General features: G+C 59.2%; 19 protein-coding genes. 6 read left to right on the forward strand and 13 right to left on the reverse strand.

Annotation, left to right across the window (positions count from 1 at the left end):
- Positions 1-26 precede the first annotated feature (26 nt).
- Positions 27-212 (reverse strand): hypothetical protein, encoded by a 186-nt coding sequence (locus A9976_RS25725; RefSeq protein WP_183021343.1) that lies wholly within the window; start codon positions 210-212, stop codon positions 27-29.
- Between the two features lie 80 nt (positions 213-292).
- The gene (locus tag A9976_RS25730; RefSeq protein WP_183021344.1) at positions 293-724 is read right to left on the reverse strand and encodes a DUF3717 domain-containing protein; all 432 of its coding nucleotides are present in this window, start codon (positions 722-724) and stop codon (positions 293-295) included.
- A gap of 511 nt (positions 725-1,235) precedes the next feature.
- On the opposite strand from A9976_RS25730, the gene A9976_RS25735 reads away from it, so the two are divergent.
- The 3 genes from A9976_RS25735 (at position 1,236) to A9976_RS25745 (ending at position 3,217) form a co-directional block, all read left to right on the forward strand.
- Positions 1,236-1,976 (forward strand): TerC family protein, encoded by a 741-nt coding sequence (locus A9976_RS25735; protein ID WP_012202789.1) that lies wholly within the window; start codon positions 1,236-1,238, stop codon positions 1,974-1,976.
- Between the two features lie 135 nt (positions 1,977-2,111).
- Positions 2,112-2,570: a hypothetical protein gene (locus tag A9976_RS25740; RefSeq protein ID WP_013804594.1), complete on the forward strand. Its 459-nt coding sequence runs from the start codon at positions 2,112-2,114 to the stop codon at positions 2,568-2,570.
- Between the two features lie 299 nt (positions 2,571-2,869).
- Positions 2,870-3,217 (forward strand): phage holin family protein, encoded by a 348-nt coding sequence (locus tag A9976_RS25745; protein WP_012202791.1) that lies wholly within the window; start codon positions 2,870-2,872, stop codon positions 3,215-3,217.
- On the opposite strand, the gene A9976_RS25750 is transcribed toward A9976_RS25745, so the two are convergent.
- Positions 3,191-4,816, reverse strand: coding sequence for a M48 family metalloprotease (locus A9976_RS25750; protein WP_183021345.1), 1,626 nt, complete (start codon positions 4,814-4,816; stop codon positions 3,191-3,193). The two genes, A9976_RS25745 and A9976_RS25750, sit on opposite strands and share 27 nt — an antisense overlap.
- Before the next feature lie 154 nt (positions 4,817-4,970).
- Here A9976_RS25750 and moaC point away from each other — a divergent pair, with 154 nt between their 5' ends.
- Complete coding sequence (gene moaC / locus A9976_RS25755) at positions 4,971-5,456, forward strand: cyclic pyranopterin monophosphate synthase MoaC (protein ID WP_183021346.1); 486 nt, start codon at positions 4,971-4,973, stop codon at positions 5,454-5,456.
- Between the two features lie 16 nt (positions 5,457-5,472).
- Here the strand turns inward: moaC and tfpZ are convergent, their stop codons facing one another.
- The 10 genes from tfpZ to sucC all read right to left on the reverse strand — a co-directional run bounded on the left by tfpZ (position 5,473) and on the right by sucC (position 15,984).
- Positions 5,473-6,264 carry a TfpX/TfpZ family type IV pilin accessory protein gene (tfpZ, locus tag A9976_RS25760; RefSeq protein WP_183021347.1) on the reverse strand — a complete coding sequence of 264 codons (792 nt, stop codon included), beginning with the start codon at positions 6,262-6,264 and terminating at the stop codon, positions 5,473-5,475.
- Entirely contained in the window at positions 6,245-7,762 is a 1,518-nt protein-coding gene (locus A9976_RS25765; protein WP_183021348.1) for a hypothetical protein, read from the reverse strand. The genes tfpZ and A9976_RS25765 overlap by 20 nt, the downstream gene beginning before the upstream one ends.
- Positions 7,763-7,765: 3 nt before the next feature.
- Positions 7,766-8,386 carry a fused MFS/spermidine synthase gene (locus A9976_RS25770; RefSeq protein WP_183021349.1) on the reverse strand — a complete coding sequence of 207 codons (621 nt, stop codon included), beginning with the start codon at positions 8,384-8,386 and terminating at the stop codon, positions 7,766-7,768.
- Positions 8,387-8,428: 42 nt separating this feature from the next.
- Positions 8,429-10,186: a phosphoethanolamine transferase gene (locus A9976_RS31785; RefSeq protein WP_183021350.1), complete on the reverse strand. Its 1,758-nt coding sequence runs from the start codon at positions 10,184-10,186 to the stop codon at positions 8,429-8,431.
- A 58-nt stretch (positions 10,187-10,244) separates the two neighbouring features.
- Complete coding sequence (locus A9976_RS25780) at positions 10,245-10,796, reverse strand: prepilin-type N-terminal cleavage/methylation domain-containing protein (protein ID WP_183021351.1); 552 nt, start codon at positions 10,794-10,796, stop codon at positions 10,245-10,247.
- A gap of 223 nt (positions 10,797-11,019) precedes the next feature.
- A complete protein-coding gene (locus A9976_RS25785; protein WP_183021352.1) occupies positions 11,020-11,733 on the reverse strand; it encodes an FHA domain-containing protein in 714 nt (237 codons plus the stop codon).
- Between the two features lie 244 nt (positions 11,734-11,977).
- Positions 11,978-12,760 (reverse strand): PP2C family serine/threonine-protein phosphatase, encoded by a 783-nt coding sequence (locus tag A9976_RS25790; RefSeq protein ID WP_183021353.1) that lies wholly within the window; start codon positions 12,758-12,760, stop codon positions 11,978-11,980.
- A 291-nt stretch (positions 12,761-13,051) separates the two neighbouring features.
- Positions 13,052-13,744, reverse strand: coding sequence for a TerC family protein (locus tag A9976_RS25795; RefSeq protein ID WP_183021354.1), 693 nt, complete (start codon positions 13,742-13,744; stop codon positions 13,052-13,054).
- 165 nt (positions 13,745-13,909) lie between these two features.
- Positions 13,910-14,803, reverse strand: a complete 894-nt coding sequence (gene sucD, locus A9976_RS25800; protein WP_012202800.1) for a succinate--CoA ligase subunit alpha — start codon at positions 14,801-14,803, stop codon at positions 13,910-13,912.
- Positions 14,804-14,823: 20 nt separating this feature from the next.
- Positions 14,824-15,984, reverse strand: a complete 1,161-nt coding sequence (gene sucC, locus A9976_RS25805) for an ADP-forming succinate--CoA ligase subunit beta (protein WP_071954120.1) — start codon at positions 15,982-15,984, stop codon at positions 14,824-14,826.
- 436 nt (positions 15,985-16,420) lie between these two features.
- On the opposite strand from sucC, the gene argC reads away from it, so the two are divergent.
- Both argC and A9976_RS25815 read left to right on the forward strand, forming a co-directional pair.
- A complete protein-coding gene (gene argC / locus A9976_RS25810; RefSeq protein WP_183021355.1) occupies positions 16,421-17,353 on the forward strand; it encodes an N-acetyl-gamma-glutamyl-phosphate reductase in 933 nt (310 codons plus the stop codon).
- Positions 17,350-19,236, forward strand: coding sequence for a hypothetical protein (locus tag A9976_RS25815; protein WP_183021356.1), 1,887 nt, complete (start codon positions 17,350-17,352; stop codon positions 19,234-19,236). The genes argC and A9976_RS25815 overlap by 4 nt, the downstream gene beginning before the upstream one ends.
- Positions 19,237-19,253: the final 17 nt, after the last annotated feature.

The following is a 19,253-nucleotide window of genomic DNA, read 5'->3' on the forward strand; positions in this document are numbered from 1 at the left end:
TGCCCGGTTCCGCGCAGGGCAGCGCATCAAGACCGTGCGGCCTGTCGGGGGCCGATGTTCAGCCGTGCCGCGTCACGCTCGCGCAGGCGCGTGGCCGTGGCGGGCCAGGCCTTGCCGGCCGGCACGCGCGTCCCGCCCGCATCACGTGCCGTGAGGCGCACGCAAAGGCGGAGGTAGCTGTGGCTGTGGCAGGAAGCGGCGGTCTGCAGCATGGCGACCGATGTTAGGCCGTCTGCAACATCGCACTGGTCCGGTGCGGTATCCGGCAGATCGGTCGGCAATCAGCCAGCAATCAGCCGGAGTTGCGCGATGTGTCCGTGCGCTCGGCTGCACGCTCTGCATAGCGGGTGAAACGCCAGGAGTCGCCCTCTGCCGTGATCCTGCGCCAGACCATCCGTTTTTGCGCCGGCTCCATCGCGGTCCACAACTGCACTTCGTCAAAGCTGCGGCCGCAACCCTTGCATCTTTCGTCGCCCTGGCTGGTGGAGCAGATGGCGATGCAGGGCGTATCGGGCGTGGTGTCGTACCAGGCCAGCCAGGCCGCCATGGCGTGCGAGGGAAAGCCCTCAACCTGTACTTCGGTCTCATGCCAGAAGATCATCAGCGCGTACACCTCGGCCAGGGCCCGTACTTCGGGCTGCAGCAGCACGCCGTCCGGGGACGGATGGCGCTCGCGCCAGTAGTTGATGGCGGCTTCGATGTCGGTGATGTGCAGTGCGGTCATGGACGGGCAGGGGGAAGGGACAGCGATGATAAGACGCCTGCCCGCCCACGGCCGGGCACGGCTGCAACACTCCGTTGGCTCAAGGGTTGCTATGGATAGTGAAGCATCTGATGTATGCAGGCAGATGGTCTGGGGGGCGCGTGACTTGTGCTTTCCGTGGGGATGAAGGGTTTTTTCACTTGCGTGCCGTGGCGGCTTTGTGTTGCAATCGACAGGTTCGAAGGGGAGTAGCTCTCTGCCGGCGGGGGTGGTTTTTGCAAAGCCACGGTGCCGGCATCGGAATGGTCGTCAATACGAAGCGCAAGCTTCCGGCCTTCCGGGTTGCGGTGCATGCCGCAGCCGAGCAAGACCTTTGATGGACCTGATGACGGTCGATCAATGTGTTCTCCCCTGAGCCAGGCATGTCCTTGCCCGGGTAGGCGCTGCGGCGTTGCATCGGTCTTTCTGTGCCGGTGGGTGTTTCTCCAGGAGGGAGGAGTTCTCGCCGGCCTTACTCAACAGCGAGGACCTTATGGACTTGGACTTTCTGACTCACGCCCCGTTCTGGGTGGCCCTGGGCCAAATCATCATCATCGACATCCTGCTGGGCGGGGACAACGCGGTCGTGATCGCGCTGGCCTGCCGCAAGCTGCCGCCCGAGCAACGCAAGAAGGGCATCATCTGGGGCACGGCGGGTGCCATCATCCTGCGCGTCATCCTGATCGCCTTCGCGATGACATTGCTGGCGCTTCCCTTCCTGAAGTTCGTCGGTGCCCTGCTGCTGGTGTGGATCGGCATCAAGCTGATCGCCCCTGATGAAGACGGCCACGACAACATCCAGGGCAGCGACAAGCTGCTGGCCGCCATCAAGACCATCATCGTTGCCGACCTGGTGATGAGCGTGGACAACGTGATCGCCATTGCCGGCGCCGCCCAGAGCTCGGGCGAGCACCAGATGCTGCTGGTGGTGCTGGGCCTGCTGATTTCGATCCCCATCATCGTCTGGGGCTCGCAGCTCGTGATCAAGCTGATGGAGCGCTTCCCCATCATCATCGTGGCCGGCGGCATGCTGCTGGGCTGGATTGCCGGCGGCATGCTGGTCACCGACCCCGTCTTCGCCAATACGGAGAAGTGGGACTGGATGGTCAAGCTGCCCCAGACCGACATGCTCAAGTACGGTGCCAGCGTGTTCGGTGCCCTGCTGGTGCTGGCACTGGGCAAGTACATCGCTTCGCGCCGTCCTGCTCCCAAGGCCGGTGCCCACGGAGCCTGATCCGCTGAAAAGTTGAGGTGGGCGCCGGGTTGGCCCGATGGGCCGCCCGCGCCGATTCGCGACAATCCATGGCAAGGGCGGCCCCGGCCGCCCGCCTCTCCCACTCCCGCAAACCCAGTTCGACAAGGACTTGCTTTGAACCCCATCATCGTCTACGTGGATGACGCTTCCTACGCCCTGCCTCTGGTACAGGCCCTGGCCGCCTCGCCGCAGGCCCAGGCCTCGCACTGGCTGCTGGTGGCCTGCGCGCCGCGCATTACCCACCGGGTCAGCAAATGGGTGAGCCACAGCGCGCGCGAAAGCTGGCGCGGCAAGTGGGCCGACAAGCTGTTCGCCCAATTGCTGCCGGTGTTCGGTGACAGCGCTGGCAGGATCACTCCGGTGCTGGCCAAGGGCCCGCTGGCCGAACTGGTGGCCCAGCTCCAGCAGGAGCACGGCACGGCCCAGATCGTCGATGCACGCCGCCCCAAGCAGGAAGCCACGGCTCCCGCCGTGGCGCCTGCCGCCCCGCTGGGCCGGCGCTGGAATCTCCCGGGAACGCTGGCGGCCATCGGCGCGCTGATGGGCCTGGTGTTCGAGGAAGCGATGATCTGAGAACAGTTCACCCGCTGAGCGGCTTCGCCGCTTCCCCCAAGGGGGACGGCGCCCTTGCCGCGAGGCGGCTCTTGCTCGGCGCCCCTGGTTTGAAGGCGCGCCGGTTTCAAGGACGGTGGGCGGTGCGGCGCTGTGGCTAACCGACTTGCGCATTTTTGCTGGATGGAGTCTTCCCCAAGACTGACTTTTGGTACGGCATCCCTGGAATCGGGGATGCCGTTTTTCGTTGGGCGCCGCAGTCCGCAGTTTCCAGTGCGCCGCCTCAACCCGGATCTGCCGGCTGCTGCTATGCTGCCCGCATGAAAATCCTGATCAAATGGCTGCTCAGCGCCGGTGCCCTGCTGGTCGTGGCCTATCTCTATGGTGGCGTGCAGGTCAACAGCTTCAGCTCGGCCATGATCGCGGCGCTGGTCATCGGCCTGCTCAATGCGGTGCTGCGCCCCATCCTCGTGGTGCTGACGCTGCCCGTGACCATCGTGACGGTCGGGCTGTTTCTCTTCGTGGTCAACGGACTGATGTTCTGGGCAGCCTCGGGCCTGCTCAGCGGCTTTCACGTCGCGGGCTTCTGGGCGGCCATGCTGGGCGCGCTCATCTACTCGCTGCTGGGCCTGGCCATCGAATCACTTCTCGCGCGCCTGTTCCCTTAGCAGCTCCTCCACGGCACGCAGCCGCGTGTCCACGATGGAGGCTTCGATGAAATCCACCTTGGGCCCGCCCTTGCGGGCCAGCTCCTGCGCCGCCTTGAAGCGGTCCACCGCGGCCGCGTAGTCGTAGTGCGCGACCTGGGCCTCGGCCTCGGCGCGCAACGCGCGCAACTCGTGGCCCTGGGCGCGCTGCACTTGGGCCAGCAGTTGCCAGGCGCTGGCATCGCGCGGGTGATCCGTCACCCAGGTCTGCAGCGGGCCCGCCATGCTGGCGGCGCCCTGCTCGCGCAGCAGGATCTGGGTGCGCATCAGTAATTCCGGCCTGCGCACGGCGCGGTTTTCGACCACATTGACGGTCGCCAGACTGGGGCCGCTTGCCGTCGCCGTGGGGAGGCCAGGTTCCGTGTAGCGGGGCTCGGCAGGTGCGGCAGCAGGCAGGTACAAAGGCGGCAACGCCTCCAATGCGGCACCGGGCTTGCCGGCTGTCAACTCCAGTTCGGCCTGCAGCAGCTTCGCCTGCCGCAAGGCATCGGGGTTGGAGGCGGTGGCCTGCTGCAGACGCAGCGACATTTCCCGCGCCTGCGCCCAGTCGCGCAATTGCACGGCGCTCAGCGTGGCGGCATACAGCTGCGCCGCCTGCTGCGCGGCGGGCTGGGTGCCAAAGCTGGTGGAGCGCGGCTGCTCGGCCCACTGGCGCAGCACATCCACGCCGGGGCGCGACAGCACGCGGGCCCGTGCGGCCATCATCACGTGTTCCAGGGATGGCGCAGGCACAGGCGCAACGCCACGCGGAAGGCGCGAATGCATGTCGGCCATGCGCTCCGTGGTCAGCGGGTGGCTGCGCAGATAGGGCCAGCTGCCGTTGTCATTCAGGCGGTTGGCCTGCTGCAGCTTGTCGAACATGGTCACAAAGCCCTGCGGCGCGAACCCTGCCGGCGCCATCAGCCCGTAGCCCATGCGGTCGGCCTCGCGCTCCATGTCGCGAGAGAAATTGAGCTGATTCTGCACGGCCAGCGCCTGGCCACCCATCATCATCGCCATGGCGGCATCAGGGCTGCGGCTGGCAGCCAGCGCGCCCAGAATCATCGAACCGATCATCAATGGCGTCTGCTTGCCCTGCTGGGCAATGAGCCGTGCAATGTGGCGCTGCGTGACGTGGCTCAACTCATGCGCCAGCACCGACGCCAGCTCGTCACGCGTGCCGACCACGCCGATCAGGCCCAGATGCACCCCCAGATAGCCGCCCGGCAGCGCAAAGGCGTTGACCGAGCGGTCCCGCCCCAGCAGGATCTCCCAGGCAAAGCGCTCCTCCAGCTCGTCCGACAGCTCGCCGCGCGTGCGTGCCGCATCGACCAGGTGCTGCCAGATGCCCTCCACATATTCCTGCAGTACCGCATCGTCGATGTAGTCCGGATCGCGGTAGAGCGAGCGGATGATGCGGTCACCCAGACGCCGCTCGTCACTGGTCGTCGTGGCCGCGCCATCGCCCAGCGTGGGCAGGCGCAACTGGGCCTGTGCGGGCGTATGCGCTGCGATGGTGAGAGAGGCCGCCAGCAACTGCAGGCCGACGGCGAAACGTGTCTTCAGGCGAGATGGATGCATGGGCAGGTAAGAGGCCAGAAGGCCGGGCCCTGCACCTTGATGCCGGGCGGTGGAACACCCCACTATGATGCCTCGGTTCGCCGAACGTTCATGGCGGGTCCGGCCAGCGTGCCAGGACAGCCATGGGCCGGCCAGTGCATTTTCAGGAGTTGCCATGTCTTCCCTCACCCATTTCGACGCCCAGGGCCAGGCCCACATGGTCGATGTCGCCGCCAAGCCCGCAACCCACCGCATCGCGGTCGCCGAAGGCCGCATCACCATGCAGCCCGCCACACTGGCCATCATTCAGGGCGGCACGGCCAAGAAGGGTGACGTACTGGGCATTGCGCGCATCGCCGGCATCATGGCAGCGAAGAAGACCAGTGACCTGATCCCGCTGTGCCACCCGCTGGCGTTGACGCGTGTGGCTGTGGAGTTTGAGCTGTTGCCAGATGCGTCTGCTGTCCTTTGTATTGCAACGGTGGAAACGGTGGGGCCTACCGGTGTCGAAATGGAGGCCCTGACCGCCGTCCAGGTGACCCTGCTCACGATTTATGACATGTGCAAGGCGGTGGACAAGGGCATGGTGATGGGGGGCGTGAGGGTAAAGGAGAAGCGCGGAGGCAAGTCTGCAGATTTTCTCTTGAATTTGGCTAAATAGTAGATTGTCGTTGGTGTCAAAAGGAGTCTAGATCAATAAAACCTACCGGAGTTGCTGTGCTGGAGTCCAATAACGCTGTCCATGCATTTTTTCTGGATATTAGCGGAAGATAGAGTATTTTTTCTTGCGATAGTCCTGTTTGTTGTATCTTCTCATTTATTAATTCTACTTTTCCGGGAAATTTCTCCTTCAGTTGTTCTATGGAGTTTGCCTCTCTTAAGATTTTAGGATTTGCTTGAGAATATTCTTGCCAGAGGCCGGGTTGTACAGATTGGGGAATCCCATTTAATGCAAGCATTGTGGAGTCCAGTGCCTCGACTCCCTGCAAGGGGCGCAATGAAATAAGAGCAGGTCCCGTCAAAGGAAGGCGCCTGAATTTTTCAGGTGCTTGCTTTAGCATTTCTGGATCTATATCTGCCGCATGTACAACAGCCAAGCGGTGATACTCAAAGACCAAATATACGGGGCGCGCACTATATGCCGTCCAAATTCCAAAAGAAAGTGCTGATACTTGTATTGTGGCAATAATGCAAAAATCTGAGAATAGCTCTTTGAATGATTTATTTCTGTTGAAAATTATCAGTGTTATGAGAGGTCCCAATACGACGTCGACTATGGTAATGATGGTCAGTAATTCGCGTCCTCCCGATATTTCGCGGTAGGGGTAGGGATACCACAGTGTTAGAAGTAAGGTTGCCAATATCCCAGCGATGGCGATGCTGGCTAATAGATGGACGAGACTAGCCTTTATTTTATCTCGCCAAAATATTTTTTTAAACTCAGTGTTTTTAATATAGTTTTCTTCCATACTTGAACTCTGTGATCATATTTTTGTCAGTTACTACTTCTAGAGGCCTGTCGGTAGCGAATTTTGCCTGCTCAATAGTAATAAAAGGTCGGTCGAGAAAAAGTTTTGGCGTCGTTGAATCTTTCTTGAAAAATGGCTGCTCATTTAGCAGCATTTTTTTGTAGCCTTCCAGAGCCTGCGGAGAAGATTTCATGGCCCGGAAATCGTAATTTCCTGCATAGACAAAGTTGTCGTAACGGTAAGCGTGGCTAAAAACTTTGCTCGCAGTAAAGAATGTGTCGTTAGATCCTGTAGAGTTGAACGCTAGAATGGACTTTTGTGTCATATGCGGCTTCAGCAGCCTCAGGAATTCTTCGGACAAAAGTAGACTGGAGTTGGCGCGCCAATGCCAAGTGTTATTCATTACGACAAGATCATATTTAATATCTGAGTGCATTCTCAGCCAACGACGGGCATCGTCTATTATGATGTTTACCCTTGGATCTTTGATTGCTTGATTTTGTAACGGGTAACTATGTGCGGCCTGGATATATCCAGGGTTTATTTCTATAACATCAATCAGTTCCACGCCTGCGAATTCATTGATCAACGCAAGCCATGTCCCAATGGACAGGCCAATCATAAGTACCCTTTTAGGTTCTGCGTGCAATGCGCTCAAAAGCAATGGTCGATGCAATCCGTTTGTGTTTTTCTCGGGATCAAGATTGGTTCTTCCATCATATACATTGCCGCCAAAAACCAGGTCGTCATTCTTTTGTCCCTGAAAAAGGGTGATGATTCCATGTCGGTTTTCTATGATGGTTGTCGCGCGATTGCCATTGGATGAGAGTTGTTGAATAAATTCTTGAGGGCTCTTTGTTATTGTCAGGTTTATAGTAATAAATGCCGCGGTACCAGTGATTATAATGGCTTTAGTTTGCGCTTTCTTTATGCATGTCAACGATAGGAAAAAGGCTGCTGCTGATAGCTGGATCAATGCGATTATTTGGAAACACTTTTGCAATGTGAAATGATCGAGCAGTATGTAGCCAGTGACTATTGGGCCTAATGCTCCTCCTAATACATTGGATGTATAGACCAATGCTAGTTTACGGCCCTGTTTTTCACGGTTTTTGTTTGATCCTAGGTGGTGAGCAATTGGAAAGATAAATGCCAATATAGATGACGACAGCGCAATAGTGATTAAGTCTACTGATGGGTTGTGAACACCTTCAGATATTAAGTAGGAAAAGGTTCTGGGGAGTAGAGTAGTGCAAGCTGCAGAAAGCAAAAGAGCGTATACGCTTAGCAGCCAGATACTATTTTCTGTCTTCCCCTGGTGGCATGCTTTGCTGCCAATATGTGCTCCTATTGCTATACCAAAAAGGTAGGCTGCGAGTACAAAGCCAAATGCCGCAGGGGTTGATTGGTTTGCAAAGCTATATAAGCGTACCCATAGAATTTCCAGACTGAGGCTTGCGAATCCACATATGAATGAAAGAAGTGCAGGGTAATTCATTTCTTATGACTTTCGATTCAATTCCGCACCGTATATCGATGCCAGTGCGAGGATTGATACAAGAATATTGCCGCCTACTCCAATCAAGATTACTTGATCCAAAGACCATCGTGGGAGCAATGCAAAAGGCACAAGTGCTGCGCCAGCGGCCGCTCCCAGTGTGTTAGAGAAATATAGATTTCCTATGGATAATCCTATGTTTTGAAGTTTTTCATTGAATACGATCGTTAGCAAGGGAAGAGTTATTCCCATGAGGATCGTTGGGAAGATGAGAAAGAGTACACATGAGAAAGCACTGATTGCGCTGCCGCTTGATGTATGGCTACCTAGTATTGATTCTATCCACGCCAATATTGATATGGAGAAAAATCCGTATGCGGCAATCGATATCTCTGCTGCGATGTAAAGGCCCAGACGGGATTTGGGGTAACTGTCAGCCAGCCTCCCGCCCAGCATTCCTCCTATGCCGATGCCGAGCATGAAGATTGACACGATGATGGTTATGGAATCGATGTCCACACCAATCACTCCATAAAGGCTGCGCTGCCAGCACGTTTGATAAATCAAAGCGCTGGATCCAGAGATGAAAAAGCTGAAAAGCAGAGAGATATCTGTGATTTTCAAGGAAGTTATTCTGTTCATCAGAGCTCAATCTATTCTTTGCGTTCAGTTGGATGCTAAAAGGCAGGGGTTTGTTTTTTTGGCCAAATCGAAATCGATTAATTTCCCGCTGCTGACAGCTATGATTCGACGATTTTCCTTAATAGGTGTTGTTAGAAAACTCTCGTTCGGTAGGCCATCTTTTATTTGAATTCCTGATAAATCTAGAATTGTAGAGAAAACCGCCTTGGTTGAATATGGTTGCTCGGTATTTTTTAGAATTCTAGACCATTGGTCATTATTTTGATCTCGGAATTCTTGACTAGACCACAGAAATGCAGGGACGTGGAAGGATGTTTCACTGACGCGACTGGCTCCTTTCGCTTTACAGCGTCCTTGTGGAAGATCGACTCCATGATCGGAAAAGTAAGCGACGATGCTTTTTTTCTTTGTTTTCTGCGTGAGTTCTATTACTTGATCAAGAATATAATCGGTGTAAAAAATGCTGTTGTCATAGTGATTAATATCATTCGATTGTTTTTCTGATATCTCGTCATCCTTATTTGACAAAATTTCCGATTTAAATTTATTGAATTCTTCTGGATATCTCAGCTCGTACTCAAAATGACTGCCTAATAGATGCAGCACGATGATGTGGCGTCCAGGTAGTGCCAGAATATCTTCCAGGGGTTTAAGTAAAACTTCATCATGATTGCTTCTGCCTGCATAGGTGCCCGGATTTAGAAAGCGCACATCTGAAGCATCCTTGGCGTAGACGCTGATGGACGTGTCATGTTGCCCAAGAGGGGCTTGGTTGGAAATCCAGTGTGTGGAATATTCAACCTCTGAAAATGCCTTCAAAAACGATGGCTCTGCATTCCAGTCAATCGAGTTGCCTGGTGTGAGAAGCGGGCGTCGTGATAGAACTCCGGGTATTGCTGTGCGTGTTGCAGATGAGAGTGATACAACATCAGAAAAAAAGGCAATGCCATCACGTTTCTGGAGTGCTGGAGTGGTTTCTCTGGAGTATCCAAAAATGCCCCAATGAGATGCGCTAGCGGACTCGCCTATTACGACAATCGCAATATCTGGCGAGCTTGGCAAATCATCTTGCCATGCACCGAGGGATTTTCCAATTAAGGTTTTTCTGGCGTCGGTCATCTTTTTATGCTGGGCAATGAATCGTTCGCCGAAATAGAGAAGATTCATCGGAAAGACATCTGACCACTGTGCAAGCCAGCTTCCCTTAAATTCATCATCAAAATAAGATGGTGGGGTGATCTCTTGAGGGTGTAGGGGATCTATGTCTTGTTTTACCCAAGAGAATATAAATAGAAAAGGCAAAAATATTGCAATGAACCAATATCTTGATTTATGATGCCAATATATATTTATCTTTCCCGTGGAGCGGAGAGCTAGTGAAAATAATATGAATATTGCACATAGTGGAGTAATGGTTGAACCATATGTTTTAAGGAGGTTCGTGCTTTCTGCAATGTTGCTTTCCCATGCTAGGGCGATAATGTGCTCGTTGATGGGCGTTCCATAGTATATTCTTGTCCAAAGCTCGACGGGAAGAAGCATTGCCAAGGGAATGCTGATCAATAATAGGCGCTTGCTGCTCCCGCATAGCGCAGCAACCATGATCCAAAAAATGCTGCCGAGCCCGATGGCTTCCAAGTATCTGATATGTCCGGCTTCTGTTGGTTCAAATGGCGTCAGTGTATTCGGAAGCCAAAGCAGAAATAAGGCAGAAAATTGTATGAATAGAGCTAATTGTTTTTTGTACTTTTGATTATTTTGCTGTTTTTCAGTATTTTCCACGGCTCGGCTCTCAAAAGAAAACGGCCCCTAAGGGGCCGTTTAAATACTGCTCAATTAATTAGGAGGAAGCAGAACCTTGTGTGTCCTTGCAAGAACCGGGCAGATACTTGACTGGCATGGGATTGACCGCGGCAGGACCACACTTCCAAGAAGTGATGACCTTGCCACCGTCGGCTGAGGCCGAAAGTACCGTACCTGCGGCAGAGCCTGTGCCATCGACGTAGGGCACCATGGCAACAGAGTTCTTGGCTGCAGATGTATCGCCCTTGAGAGACGTCTCGTCACCAACAACAGTAATGACGCCATTGGCATCCGTATCGACAGACTTCACAAATTTCGTCCGAGTCTTGATGGAGGCGGACGAATCAGCCGCCGAGCCCGAAGAGCAGGAGTGTTGCAGCGAAGTCTTCATGTCTGCGTCAGGGGCAGAGCTCACGGCCTCACTGATGGTGGTCCGGCAGGACGAGGCAGCCAAAATGACTTCAGATGCACGTGCGCGGATCGTGTAATCCTGATAAGCCGGCAGCGCAACCGCTGCCAAAATGCCGATGATCGCCACAACGATCATCAATTCGATCAAGGTAAAACCTTGCTGGATGGAACGCTTCATGAACTTCTCCTCATAGGGGGTTGATTGCATGCTCTGTCGAGCAAGAGCCGTGCCAGATGCCTCGGGGCGCCAAGGTCCACGCTTGTGTATGGTTTGGTTGCAACTTACACGGTTGGTCGCCATTCTCTGACAAATTGATCCATTTGTTGTGACGTTTTTGTCAGAGATCGTTCGTTTGCCACTGATGCTGCGCGCAGCTTGTCGGAGGGATCGGAATGGTCCTTCACGCCACCAGGAACTGCATCTGCGTACCTGCCAGCTCCACCGTGTCCCCATGCTGCAGCGGCATGGCGCGGCGGCCTATTTCCTGGCCGTTGAGCTTGAGGCTGGGGGAATCGCCTTCCAGCTGGGCAAGCACGAAGCCGTGGTGCTTCTGGGTGATGGATGCGACGGCCACGCCGGGCTTGCCCAGCGTGGTGACGACTTTGACCAGTGGCACTTCTCGGCCGGCAGCGTTGCCGTTGAGCATGCGGATGGCGGCCTGGCGTGTGGCCAGTCCGGCCATCGACGGAGGCAGGGTGTGGTCGAAACCCGAGGACGTTTCTTGGCTGAACTGCGAGGGCAGAGCCGCTTCTGCCAAAGGGGCCGGGCGGGTGGCCTCGACTGCCGCGGCGATGGCGGCCAGGGCCGAGCGTGAGGACGCGCTGACCTGCTGTTGCACGAAGCGGATCTTGTACTTGCCGATGTCCAGCAGGTCGCCGTGGTTCAGGGTCTGGCGCAGTATGGGCTGACCGTTGACATAGGTGCCGTTGGTGCTGCGCAGGTCTTCGATGATGACGGTGCCGTCGACGACGCTGAGAACGGCGTGCTCGCCGCTGACCGCCAGGTTGTCGATCACGATGTCGTTGTAGGGACGCCGTCCCAGCGTGGTGCGCTCCTTGGCCAGCTGCACTTCCTTGATGACGGCGCCGTCGATGGAGATGACCAGGGTCGGCATGCTCAAAGTTCCTTTGTTATGCCCGGGTTGCACCATCCACTGGGCGATCCGGAGCTGGGGTGTATCCAAATATTATGTCTGCGGCCTGCGCGCGCCGAGGTCTGTCATCGTATTTGATACAGACTATGGATTATCTTTTCCCGATTGTTGAATTTGCAATCATTTTTAACAATTGGAACCTGGGAGGGTGGTGCAGGCAAGCGCGTCCATCGGTTGGGGTCTGCCGTCGATCGCTGTGCCGGCCTCAATCGATGGAAGTGACGGCCGGGGAGGGCGGGCTGGCCAGTATCTCGATCAGCGCCGCGCTGATGTTGTCGTTTCCGCCGGCTTCGTTGGCGGCGGCGAGCAGCGAGGTCAGCAAGACGGGCAGCGGGCTGGATTGGGTGAACAGGGCGGCGATGGCCTGGTCATCGAGCATGTCGGTGAGGCCGTCGGAGCACAGCAGGATGCGGTCGCCGGGCTGCAGCGGCCATTCGTTGAAGTCGGGTGTGACGTCCTGCGTGACGCCCAGGGCCTGGGTGAGCAGGTGGCCCAGGCCGGACTGCCGGGCTTCATGGTCCTGGATGCGGCCTGCATCGATTTCTTCCTGAAGCCAGGTGTGGTCGCGGGTCAGGCGCAACAGCCGTCCGTCGCGCCAGCCGTAGGCTCGCGAGTCGCCCAGGTGGGCGAGCATGAGCAGGCCGGGCAGCAGGGCGGCGGCAATGATGGTGGTGCCCATGCCGCGGCAGCCAGGTGTTTTCTGGGCGGCGGTGAGGATGGCGGCATTGGCCAAGTTCAAGGCATTGGCCAGTGACTGCTGCAGCTCCTGGCGGGCCTGCACCGTGTTGGCTGTGGACGCTTCGGTGGCGACGCTTTGCAGTGCCACGGATACCAGGCTGATGGCCATGGCGCTGGCGACTTCGCCGGCGTTGTAGCCACCCATGCCATCGGCCAGCACGGCAATGGGCCAGGGCTGGGCGCCAGGGTGGATGGTGACGGCATCCTCGTTGTTGTCACGGCGCCGGCCCACATCGGTGCGCGCAACCATGGCGCAGTGTTGCGCAGGGACTGCCTGTCGGCAGGGCTGGTCCGGGGTCTTGGGTGCGCTGGGCATGGTGGCGAAGGGCGGGCGCGGCGGTGTTGCCATCAGTCCCTGTGTGCAGATGCAATGGTGAAGGCCGATGCACAGCGTAAATGAAAACAGTGCCCCCAAGTGCCAAGAATGGGTCGACGCGGCGGCTCGTCGGCTTGACGCCACATCAAGAACGGACCTTCACAAAGCAAAAACGCACTGCCGAGGCAGTGCGTCGTATAGGGCGAGGGCGCGCCTGCGGCGATGTCAGGCCTGTGCCGCGTGCTTGGCGCCGGAGCGCGACTGCAGGAGCTTGCCAATGCCGACGACCAGCACGGCACCGGCGGCAGCCGCCACGTAGTGCAGCCAGGGATGGCTGATGGCGTAGTCGTGCAGCAGGCGGTCGTTGACGATGGTCTCGCCTCCGACCCAGCCGATCAGGGCAGCGCCCAGTGTGATGATGACGGGGAAGCGCTCCATGAGCTTGATCATCAGCGTGGAGCCGAAGACCACCAGCGGGATGCTGATGGCCAGGCCCAGGATCAGCAGGACCATGTCGCCCTGCGCCGTGGCGGCCACGGCGATCACGTTGTCCAGGCTCATCACCAGGTCGGCGATCAGGATGGTGCGGATGGCGACCATCATGCTGCCATGACCCTTGGATTCGCCTTCATCCTCTTCTTCGCCGGTCAGCAGTTGCAGGCCGATCCACAGCAGCAGGCAGCCGCCCACGATCTGCAGGAAGGACAGCTCCAGCAGTTTGGCCGCGACCACGGTCAGGATGATCCGCAGCACCACGGCGGCGCCGGAGCCGAACATGACGGCTTTCTTTTGCTGTGCGGGGGGCAGCGAGCGTGCTGCGAGGGCGATGACGACGGCGTTGTCGCCAGACAGGATGATGTTGATCCAGACGATCTTCAACAGGCCGATCCAGAAATCGGCGCTTTGCAGGTATTCCATGGTTTCTCCGCTGTTATGAGTTGAAAAGCGCCAGGGCAGTAGCCTCTGGCGCTTTTTCTTTTTTGGAGTCGTCAGTGTAGGGCGGACTTGCCGCCTTACCGATTCGTAATTCTGCGTAATTTCTTCCTGGGGCGAACCCCAGGATGTCACGCAGAACCGTGCCGCTTAGATCAGGCCCTTGAGCAGGCGACCCATTTCGGAAGGATTGCGGGTGATGACGAAACCGCACTCTTCCATGATGGCCAGCTTGGCGTCGGCCGTGTCGGCACCGCCGGAGATCAGCGCGCCGGCGTGGCCCATGCGCTTGCCGGGAGGGGCGGTGACACCAGCGATGAAGCCGACGATCGGCTTCTTCATGTTGTCCTTGCACCAGCGGGCAGCTTCGGCTTCGTCGGGACCGCCGATTTCGCCGATCATGATGACGGCATCGGTGTCGGGGTCGTCGTTGAAGGCCTTCATCACGTCGATGTGCTTGAGGCCGTTGATCGGGTCACCGCCGATGCCCACGGCCGACGACTGGCCAATGCCCAGTTCGGTCAGCTGCGCCACGGCTTCGTAGGTCAGCGTGCCGGAGCGGCTGACCACGCCGATGCGGCCCTTCTTGTGGATGTGGCCGGGCATGATGCCGATCTTGATCTCGTCGGGCGTGATCAGGCCGGGGCAGTTGGGGCCCAGCAGCAGGGTGCGCTTGCCGCCTGCGGCTTCCTTGGCGCGCATCTTGTTGCGCACTTCCAGCATGTCACGGACGGGGATGCCTTCGGTGATGCAGATGGCCAGGTCCAGGTCGGCTTCCACGGCTTCCCAGATCGCGGCGGCAGCGCCTGCTGGGGGGACGTAGATCACGGAGACCGTGGCGCCCGTGCCTTGCGCGGCTTCCTTGACGGAGGCGTAGATTGGCACGTCGAAGATCTTTTCGCCGGCCTTCTTGGGGTTCACACCGGCCACGAAGCAGTTCTTGCCGTTCGCGTATTCAATGCACTTTTCAGTGTGGAACTGGCCCGTCTTGCCCGTGATGCCTTGGGTGATGACCTTGGTGTCTTTGTTGATGTAGATCGACATGGTGTTTTCTCCGGGCCTGCTTACTTGACGGCTTCGACGATCTTGGTGGCCGCTTCGGCCATCGTGTCGGCGCTGATGATGGGCAGGCCGGACTCGGCCAGCATCTTCTTGCCCAGTTCTTCGTTCGTGCCCTTCATGCGCACGACCAGGGGCACTTGCAGGTTCACGGCCTTGCAGGCAGTGATCACGCCGGTGGCGATGGTGTCGCACTTCATGATGCCGCCGAAGATGTTGACCAGAATGCCTTCGACCTTGGGGTTCTTGAGCATGATCTTGAAGGCTTCGGTGACCTTCTCGGGGGTGGCGCCGCCGCCCACGTCCAGGAAGTTGGCCGGCTCGCCGCCGAACAGCTTGATGGTGTCCATGGTGGCCATGGCCAGACCTGCACCGTTGACCAGGCAGCCGATGTTGCCGTCCAGCGAGATGTAGGCCAGATCGAACTTGGAGGCTTCGACTTCGGCGGGATCTTCTTCGTCCAGGTCGCGCAGGGCCACGATTTCGGGCAGGCGGAACAGGGCGTTGGCGTCGAAGTTGAACTTCGCGTCCAGGGCAACCACATTGCCCTTGCTGTCACGGTTCAGCGGGTTGATCTCGACCAGCGAGGCATCCGTGTCCATGTAGCACTTGTAGAGCTTCTGGCAGATGTCGATGAACTGGGCGGTGGAGTCGGCAGGCATGCCGATGCCCTTGGCCAGTTCTTCGCCCTGGGCCTGTGTCAGGCCGACCAGGGGGTCAACGAAGATGGTGATGATCTTCTCGGGAGTGGAGTGGGCCACTTCCTCGATGTCCATGCCGCCTTCGCTGGAAGCGATGAAGGCCACCTTCTGCGTGCCGCGATCGGTCACGCACGACAGGTAGTATTCCTTCTGGATGTCGGCGCCGTCTTCGATGTACAGGCGGCGGACCTTCTGGCCTTCGGGGCCGGTCTGGTGCGTGACCAGCTGCATGCCCAGGATCTGGCCAGCCAGTGCCTTGACGTCGTCAATGGTCTTGGCGACCTTCACGCCGCCGCCCTTGCCGCGGCCACCAGCGTGGATCTGGGCCTTCACGACCCACACGGGGCCGCCGAGCTTCTGGGCGGCCTCGACGGCCTCTTGCACTGTGAACGCAGGGATACCGCGAGGTACAGGCACACCAAACTGACGCAAGATGTCCTTGCCTTGGTATTCATGAATCTTCATGATGTCTCTCTCAAACAAATAGGGGGGGATTGACCCGGTAGCCCTGGGGTGCTGCCTCAAGGCGGAGTGACCTGGCAATCGCCGAATGTACCATGCTGCACTGCGCCATCCGACACGCCCCCATGCGCAGAATCCACAATTTCCTGCGGGCCAAGCAGCATGCCAGGAACTGTGCAATGCCTTGATATGTCAGGGAAAAGACGGTTTCCCGACATTTCTTTCAGGCGCCACAGCTCTTTTGTCTTATAGAGGATCTGCAGACGGCTCTGCCCGCCGTTTGTAACAGGCGCATGTCAGCGCGCCTTTGATCGCCGCTGCCAACCGTTTTGCGACAACGGGCGCAGGGGGACCCGGTTTCGGTGAGAATCCGCAGCTGGAACGCGGCAATGGTGCCGCAGCGGCTCCAGGAGGGCCGCGCAGCAGGAGAAATACAGCGATGGCAAAAGTCTTTATCGATGGCGAAGCAGGCACGACAGGGCTGCAGATCCGTGAGCGTCTGGTTGATCTGTCCGGCGTGGAGCTGGTCAGCATTGCCCCCGAGCTGCGAAAGGATCCTGCCGCCAAGCGTGCGCTGATCGCCGGCGTGGACTTGGTCATCCTGTGCCTGCATGACGATGCCGCGCGCGAGACCGTGGCCATGGTCGATTCCATCGAGGCCGAGACTGGCCGCGCCATCAAGATCATCGATGCATCCACGGCCCACCGCGTGGCGCCCGACTGGGTGTATGGCTTCCCGGAGCTGCGTGCCGGCCAGCTTGAGGCGGTCAAGACTGCCAGGCGCGTGTCCAACCCCGGCTGCTATGCGACGGGAGCCATCGCGCTGCTGCACCCGCTGGTCGCAGCGGGCCTCATCCCCGCCGACCACGGCCTGAGCCTGCCCTCGGTGTCCGGCTATTCGGGTGGCGGCCGCAGCATGATCGAAGCCTATGAGGCCGGCACGGCCGCGCCTTACGAGGCCTATGCGCTGGGCCTGACGCACAAGCATATTCCAGAGATCCTGCAATACACCGGCCTGACGCGCCGCCCGGTGTTCATTCCCGCCGTGGGCAATTTCCGCCAGGGCATGCTGGTGCAGCTGCCGCTGCATCTGGACCTGCTGCCGGGCGCGCCCAAGGCGTCCGACCTGCACGATGCGCTGGCCTCCCACTACGCGGCCACCAACACGCCGGAGCAATGGGTGTCGGTGCTGCCACCGACCGAGGACATGAAGCTGGCCGCCGACACGCTGACGGACACCAACAAGCTGGAGCTGCGCGTGTTCGCCAATGAGCAGTACCGCCAGGCCGTGCTGATCGCCCGTCTGGACAACCTGGGCAAGGGTGCCAGCGGCGCCGCCGTACAGAACCTGCAGATCATGCTGGGCCTGTGAGCCCGGCCACGCCACCGTCCGCGTCCCTGCCGGGCCGGCGCGGTCCGGCCTGGGGCCATGTCCTGGCCCTGGCCGTGCTGTGCCTGCTGGTCGTTCTGTTTGCCTGGAAGCTGCGGCCGGCACTGCCGTCTTCATCGCGCCTGCTGCTGAGTCCGCTGCTGGGCAATATGGAAGCCTGCCTGGTGCAGGACGGGCTGCGCGAGGACTTCCCCAAGGAATTTCAGCAGATACCCGCCAGTTGCCTGGGTCCGCAGGGCTCGGCCGCAGAAATGGTGAAAGCCACGCTGCAGCGCCTGGGCCGGCCCCAGGGCGAACTGGACCTGGGCTATACGCTCAGCGTGCCGCTGTTGCGCTACGTGCAGTGGAATGGCCAGGCCTGGGAAGTCCAGGGCGAGGCGCTGGACCGCGTGGTGCGCACGGTGGCGCAGGCGCATCGGCCCGTGGTGCTGTATCTGTTCGCCACGCATTTCGAGGTGCACTCCAAGGCCGAGGAGCGCCTGGCCGCCGATCCCGCCAATCTTGCTTGGACGCCCAAGGGGCCGCTTCCGCTGGACAGCTATTTGGGCGCACGCATCTTCCCGTGGTCGGTCGCGCGGCAGGACAACGAAGTCACGCGCGTGCGCAAACTGGTGGTCGATGCCCTGGCCGAGCGCATGTGCGCCGCAGGCGATGCCGCCATGCACCAGCTGCGCGCCCTCACCGTGCTGGGCGAGACGCACCAGCTGTTTCCGGGATTCGAGGCCGGCATGGGATTCGCGGCCGAAGGCTATGCGGTCACCGACTACAGCCCGGCCTCCGTGGCGGGCTTCCATGCATTCCTGCGCCAGCGCTATGGCGACATCGCGCGGCTCAATGCCCACCTGAAGTCCGGCTTTGCCAGCTTCGATGCGGTCGAGCCGCCGTCGCGCAACATCCGCAGCGAGCCGCTGCAGAACTTCTTCCAGCACATCGACAGCTATGCGGCCGGCACGGTCCCGGTGTCCGGCTGGGTCCACTCGCCCGATGCGAAGCTGCAAAAGCAGCTGGCCGTGGCCGTCTTCGTGGACGGGCGCCCCTACTCGCACGCCCCCGTGCACATGCACCGCCAGGACGTGGCTCAGGCCAGGCCCGGGTTCCTCACGCCCGATGTGGGCTGGCGTGCCGATATCCGCTATCCGGCGCTGGGCGAGGGCCTGCACCGCATCGACGTGGTGCTGCAGGCCGGCGGACGCAGCCTGGGCCTGCTGGCCACGCGCCAGATCGCCGTGATGGACCGCAACCAGGGCGAGCCCAGGCCCCATGCCGCCGAGGCCTTGCCCGACTTCGGCAAGCTGCCGGATGGCGTGGAATTCTGGGTGGACAGCCCGCAGGACCGGCTGGCGCTGTTCTACAACCCGCTGGTCACGGACTGGAACGATTTCCGCGAGCAGCAGGTTGCCGACTACATCCAGGGTTTTTCCGAGCACATCGGCCACGGCTGCCTGGGCCGGGTTCCTCGCTTTGCCCACCAGCTCAACCCCCATGCGAATCCGAGCTGGGATGCCAACCGCTACGCCGTGGAGCGCAGCCTGCAGCGCATGCCGGGGCTGTCCCTGGGTGTCAGCCTGTACGGCGAAGATACCTACGGCCCGCTGGTCGGCCAGATGCTGCGCCGCTATGGCCACACGGCCTATGGCGTGACGGAGTTCCATCCGCTGGTGGCCCTGTCGCCGCAGCGGCTGGAGAAAGTGCTGACCATGCACCGCCGCCAGGGCGCGCGCTTCCTGTCCTTCTTCATGGAAGCCCGGCCCGAGGATGCGACGGGCACGCAGTCCAGCAACGAGTTCTCGTTCGATGCGGACAACACCGCGCATGGCTCGGATGCGCTGTACCACTCGCTGCGCCAGCTGCTGCAACCGCACTGATCTGCCGCGCGCAGCCA

It is taken from the genome of Delftia sp. UME58 (assembly GCF_014170385.1).
GTDB classification, from domain to species: Bacteria; Pseudomonadota; Gammaproteobacteria; order Burkholderiales; family Burkholderiaceae_C; genus Comamonas; species Comamonas acidovorans.

Bases quoted from the DNA above. Each gene is read 5' to 3' on its own strand.
- A9976_RS25725 (WP_183021343.1), bottom strand. From the start codon at position 212: ATGCTGCAGACCGCCGCTTCCTGCCACAGCCACAGCTACCTCCGCCTT.
- A9976_RS25730 (WP_183021344.1), bottom strand. From the start codon at position 724: ATGACCGCACTGCACATCACCGACATCGAAGCCGCCATCAACTACTGG.
- A9976_RS25735 (WP_012202789.1), top strand. From the start codon at position 1,236: ATGGACTTGGACTTTCTGACTCACGCCCCGTTCTGGGTGGCCCTGGGC.
- A9976_RS25745 (WP_012202791.1), top strand. From the start codon at position 2,870: ATGAAAATCCTGATCAAATGGCTGCTCAGCGCCGGTGCCCTGCTGGTC.
- A9976_RS25750 (WP_183021345.1), bottom strand. From the start codon at position 4,816: ATGCATCCATCTCGCCTGAAGACACGTTTCGCCGTCGGCCTGCAGTTG.
- moaC (WP_183021346.1), top strand. From the start codon at position 4,971: ATGTCTTCCCTCACCCATTTCGACGCCCAGGGCCAGGCCCACATGGTC.
- tfpZ (WP_183021347.1), bottom strand. From the start codon at position 6,264: ATGGAAGAAAACTATATTAAAAACACTGAGTTTAAAAAAATATTTTGG.
- A9976_RS25765 (WP_183021348.1), bottom strand. From the start codon at position 7,762: ATGAATTACCCTGCACTTCTTTCATTCATATGTGGATTCGCAAGCCTC.
- A9976_RS25780 (WP_183021351.1), bottom strand. From the start codon at position 10,796: ATGAAGCGTTCCATCCAGCAAGGTTTTACCTTGATCGAATTGATGATC.
- A9976_RS25785 (WP_183021352.1), bottom strand. From the start codon at position 11,733: ATGCCGACCCTGGTCATCTCCATCGACGGCGCCGTCATCAAGGAAGTG.
- A9976_RS25790 (WP_183021353.1), bottom strand. From the start codon at position 12,760: ATGGTTGCGCGCACCGATGTGGGCCGGCGCCGTGACAACAACGAGGAT.
- A9976_RS25795 (WP_183021354.1), bottom strand. From the start codon at position 13,744: ATGGAATACCTGCAAAGCGCCGATTTCTGGATCGGCCTGTTGAAGATC.
- sucD (WP_012202800.1), bottom strand. From the start codon at position 14,803: ATGTCGATCTACATCAACAAAGACACCAAGGTCATCACCCAAGGCATC.
- sucC (WP_071954120.1), bottom strand. From the start codon at position 15,984: ATGAAGATTCATGAATACCAAGGCAAGGACATCTTGCGTCAGTTTGGT.
- argC (WP_183021355.1), top strand. From the start codon at position 16,421: ATGGCAAAAGTCTTTATCGATGGCGAAGCAGGCACGACAGGGCTGCAG.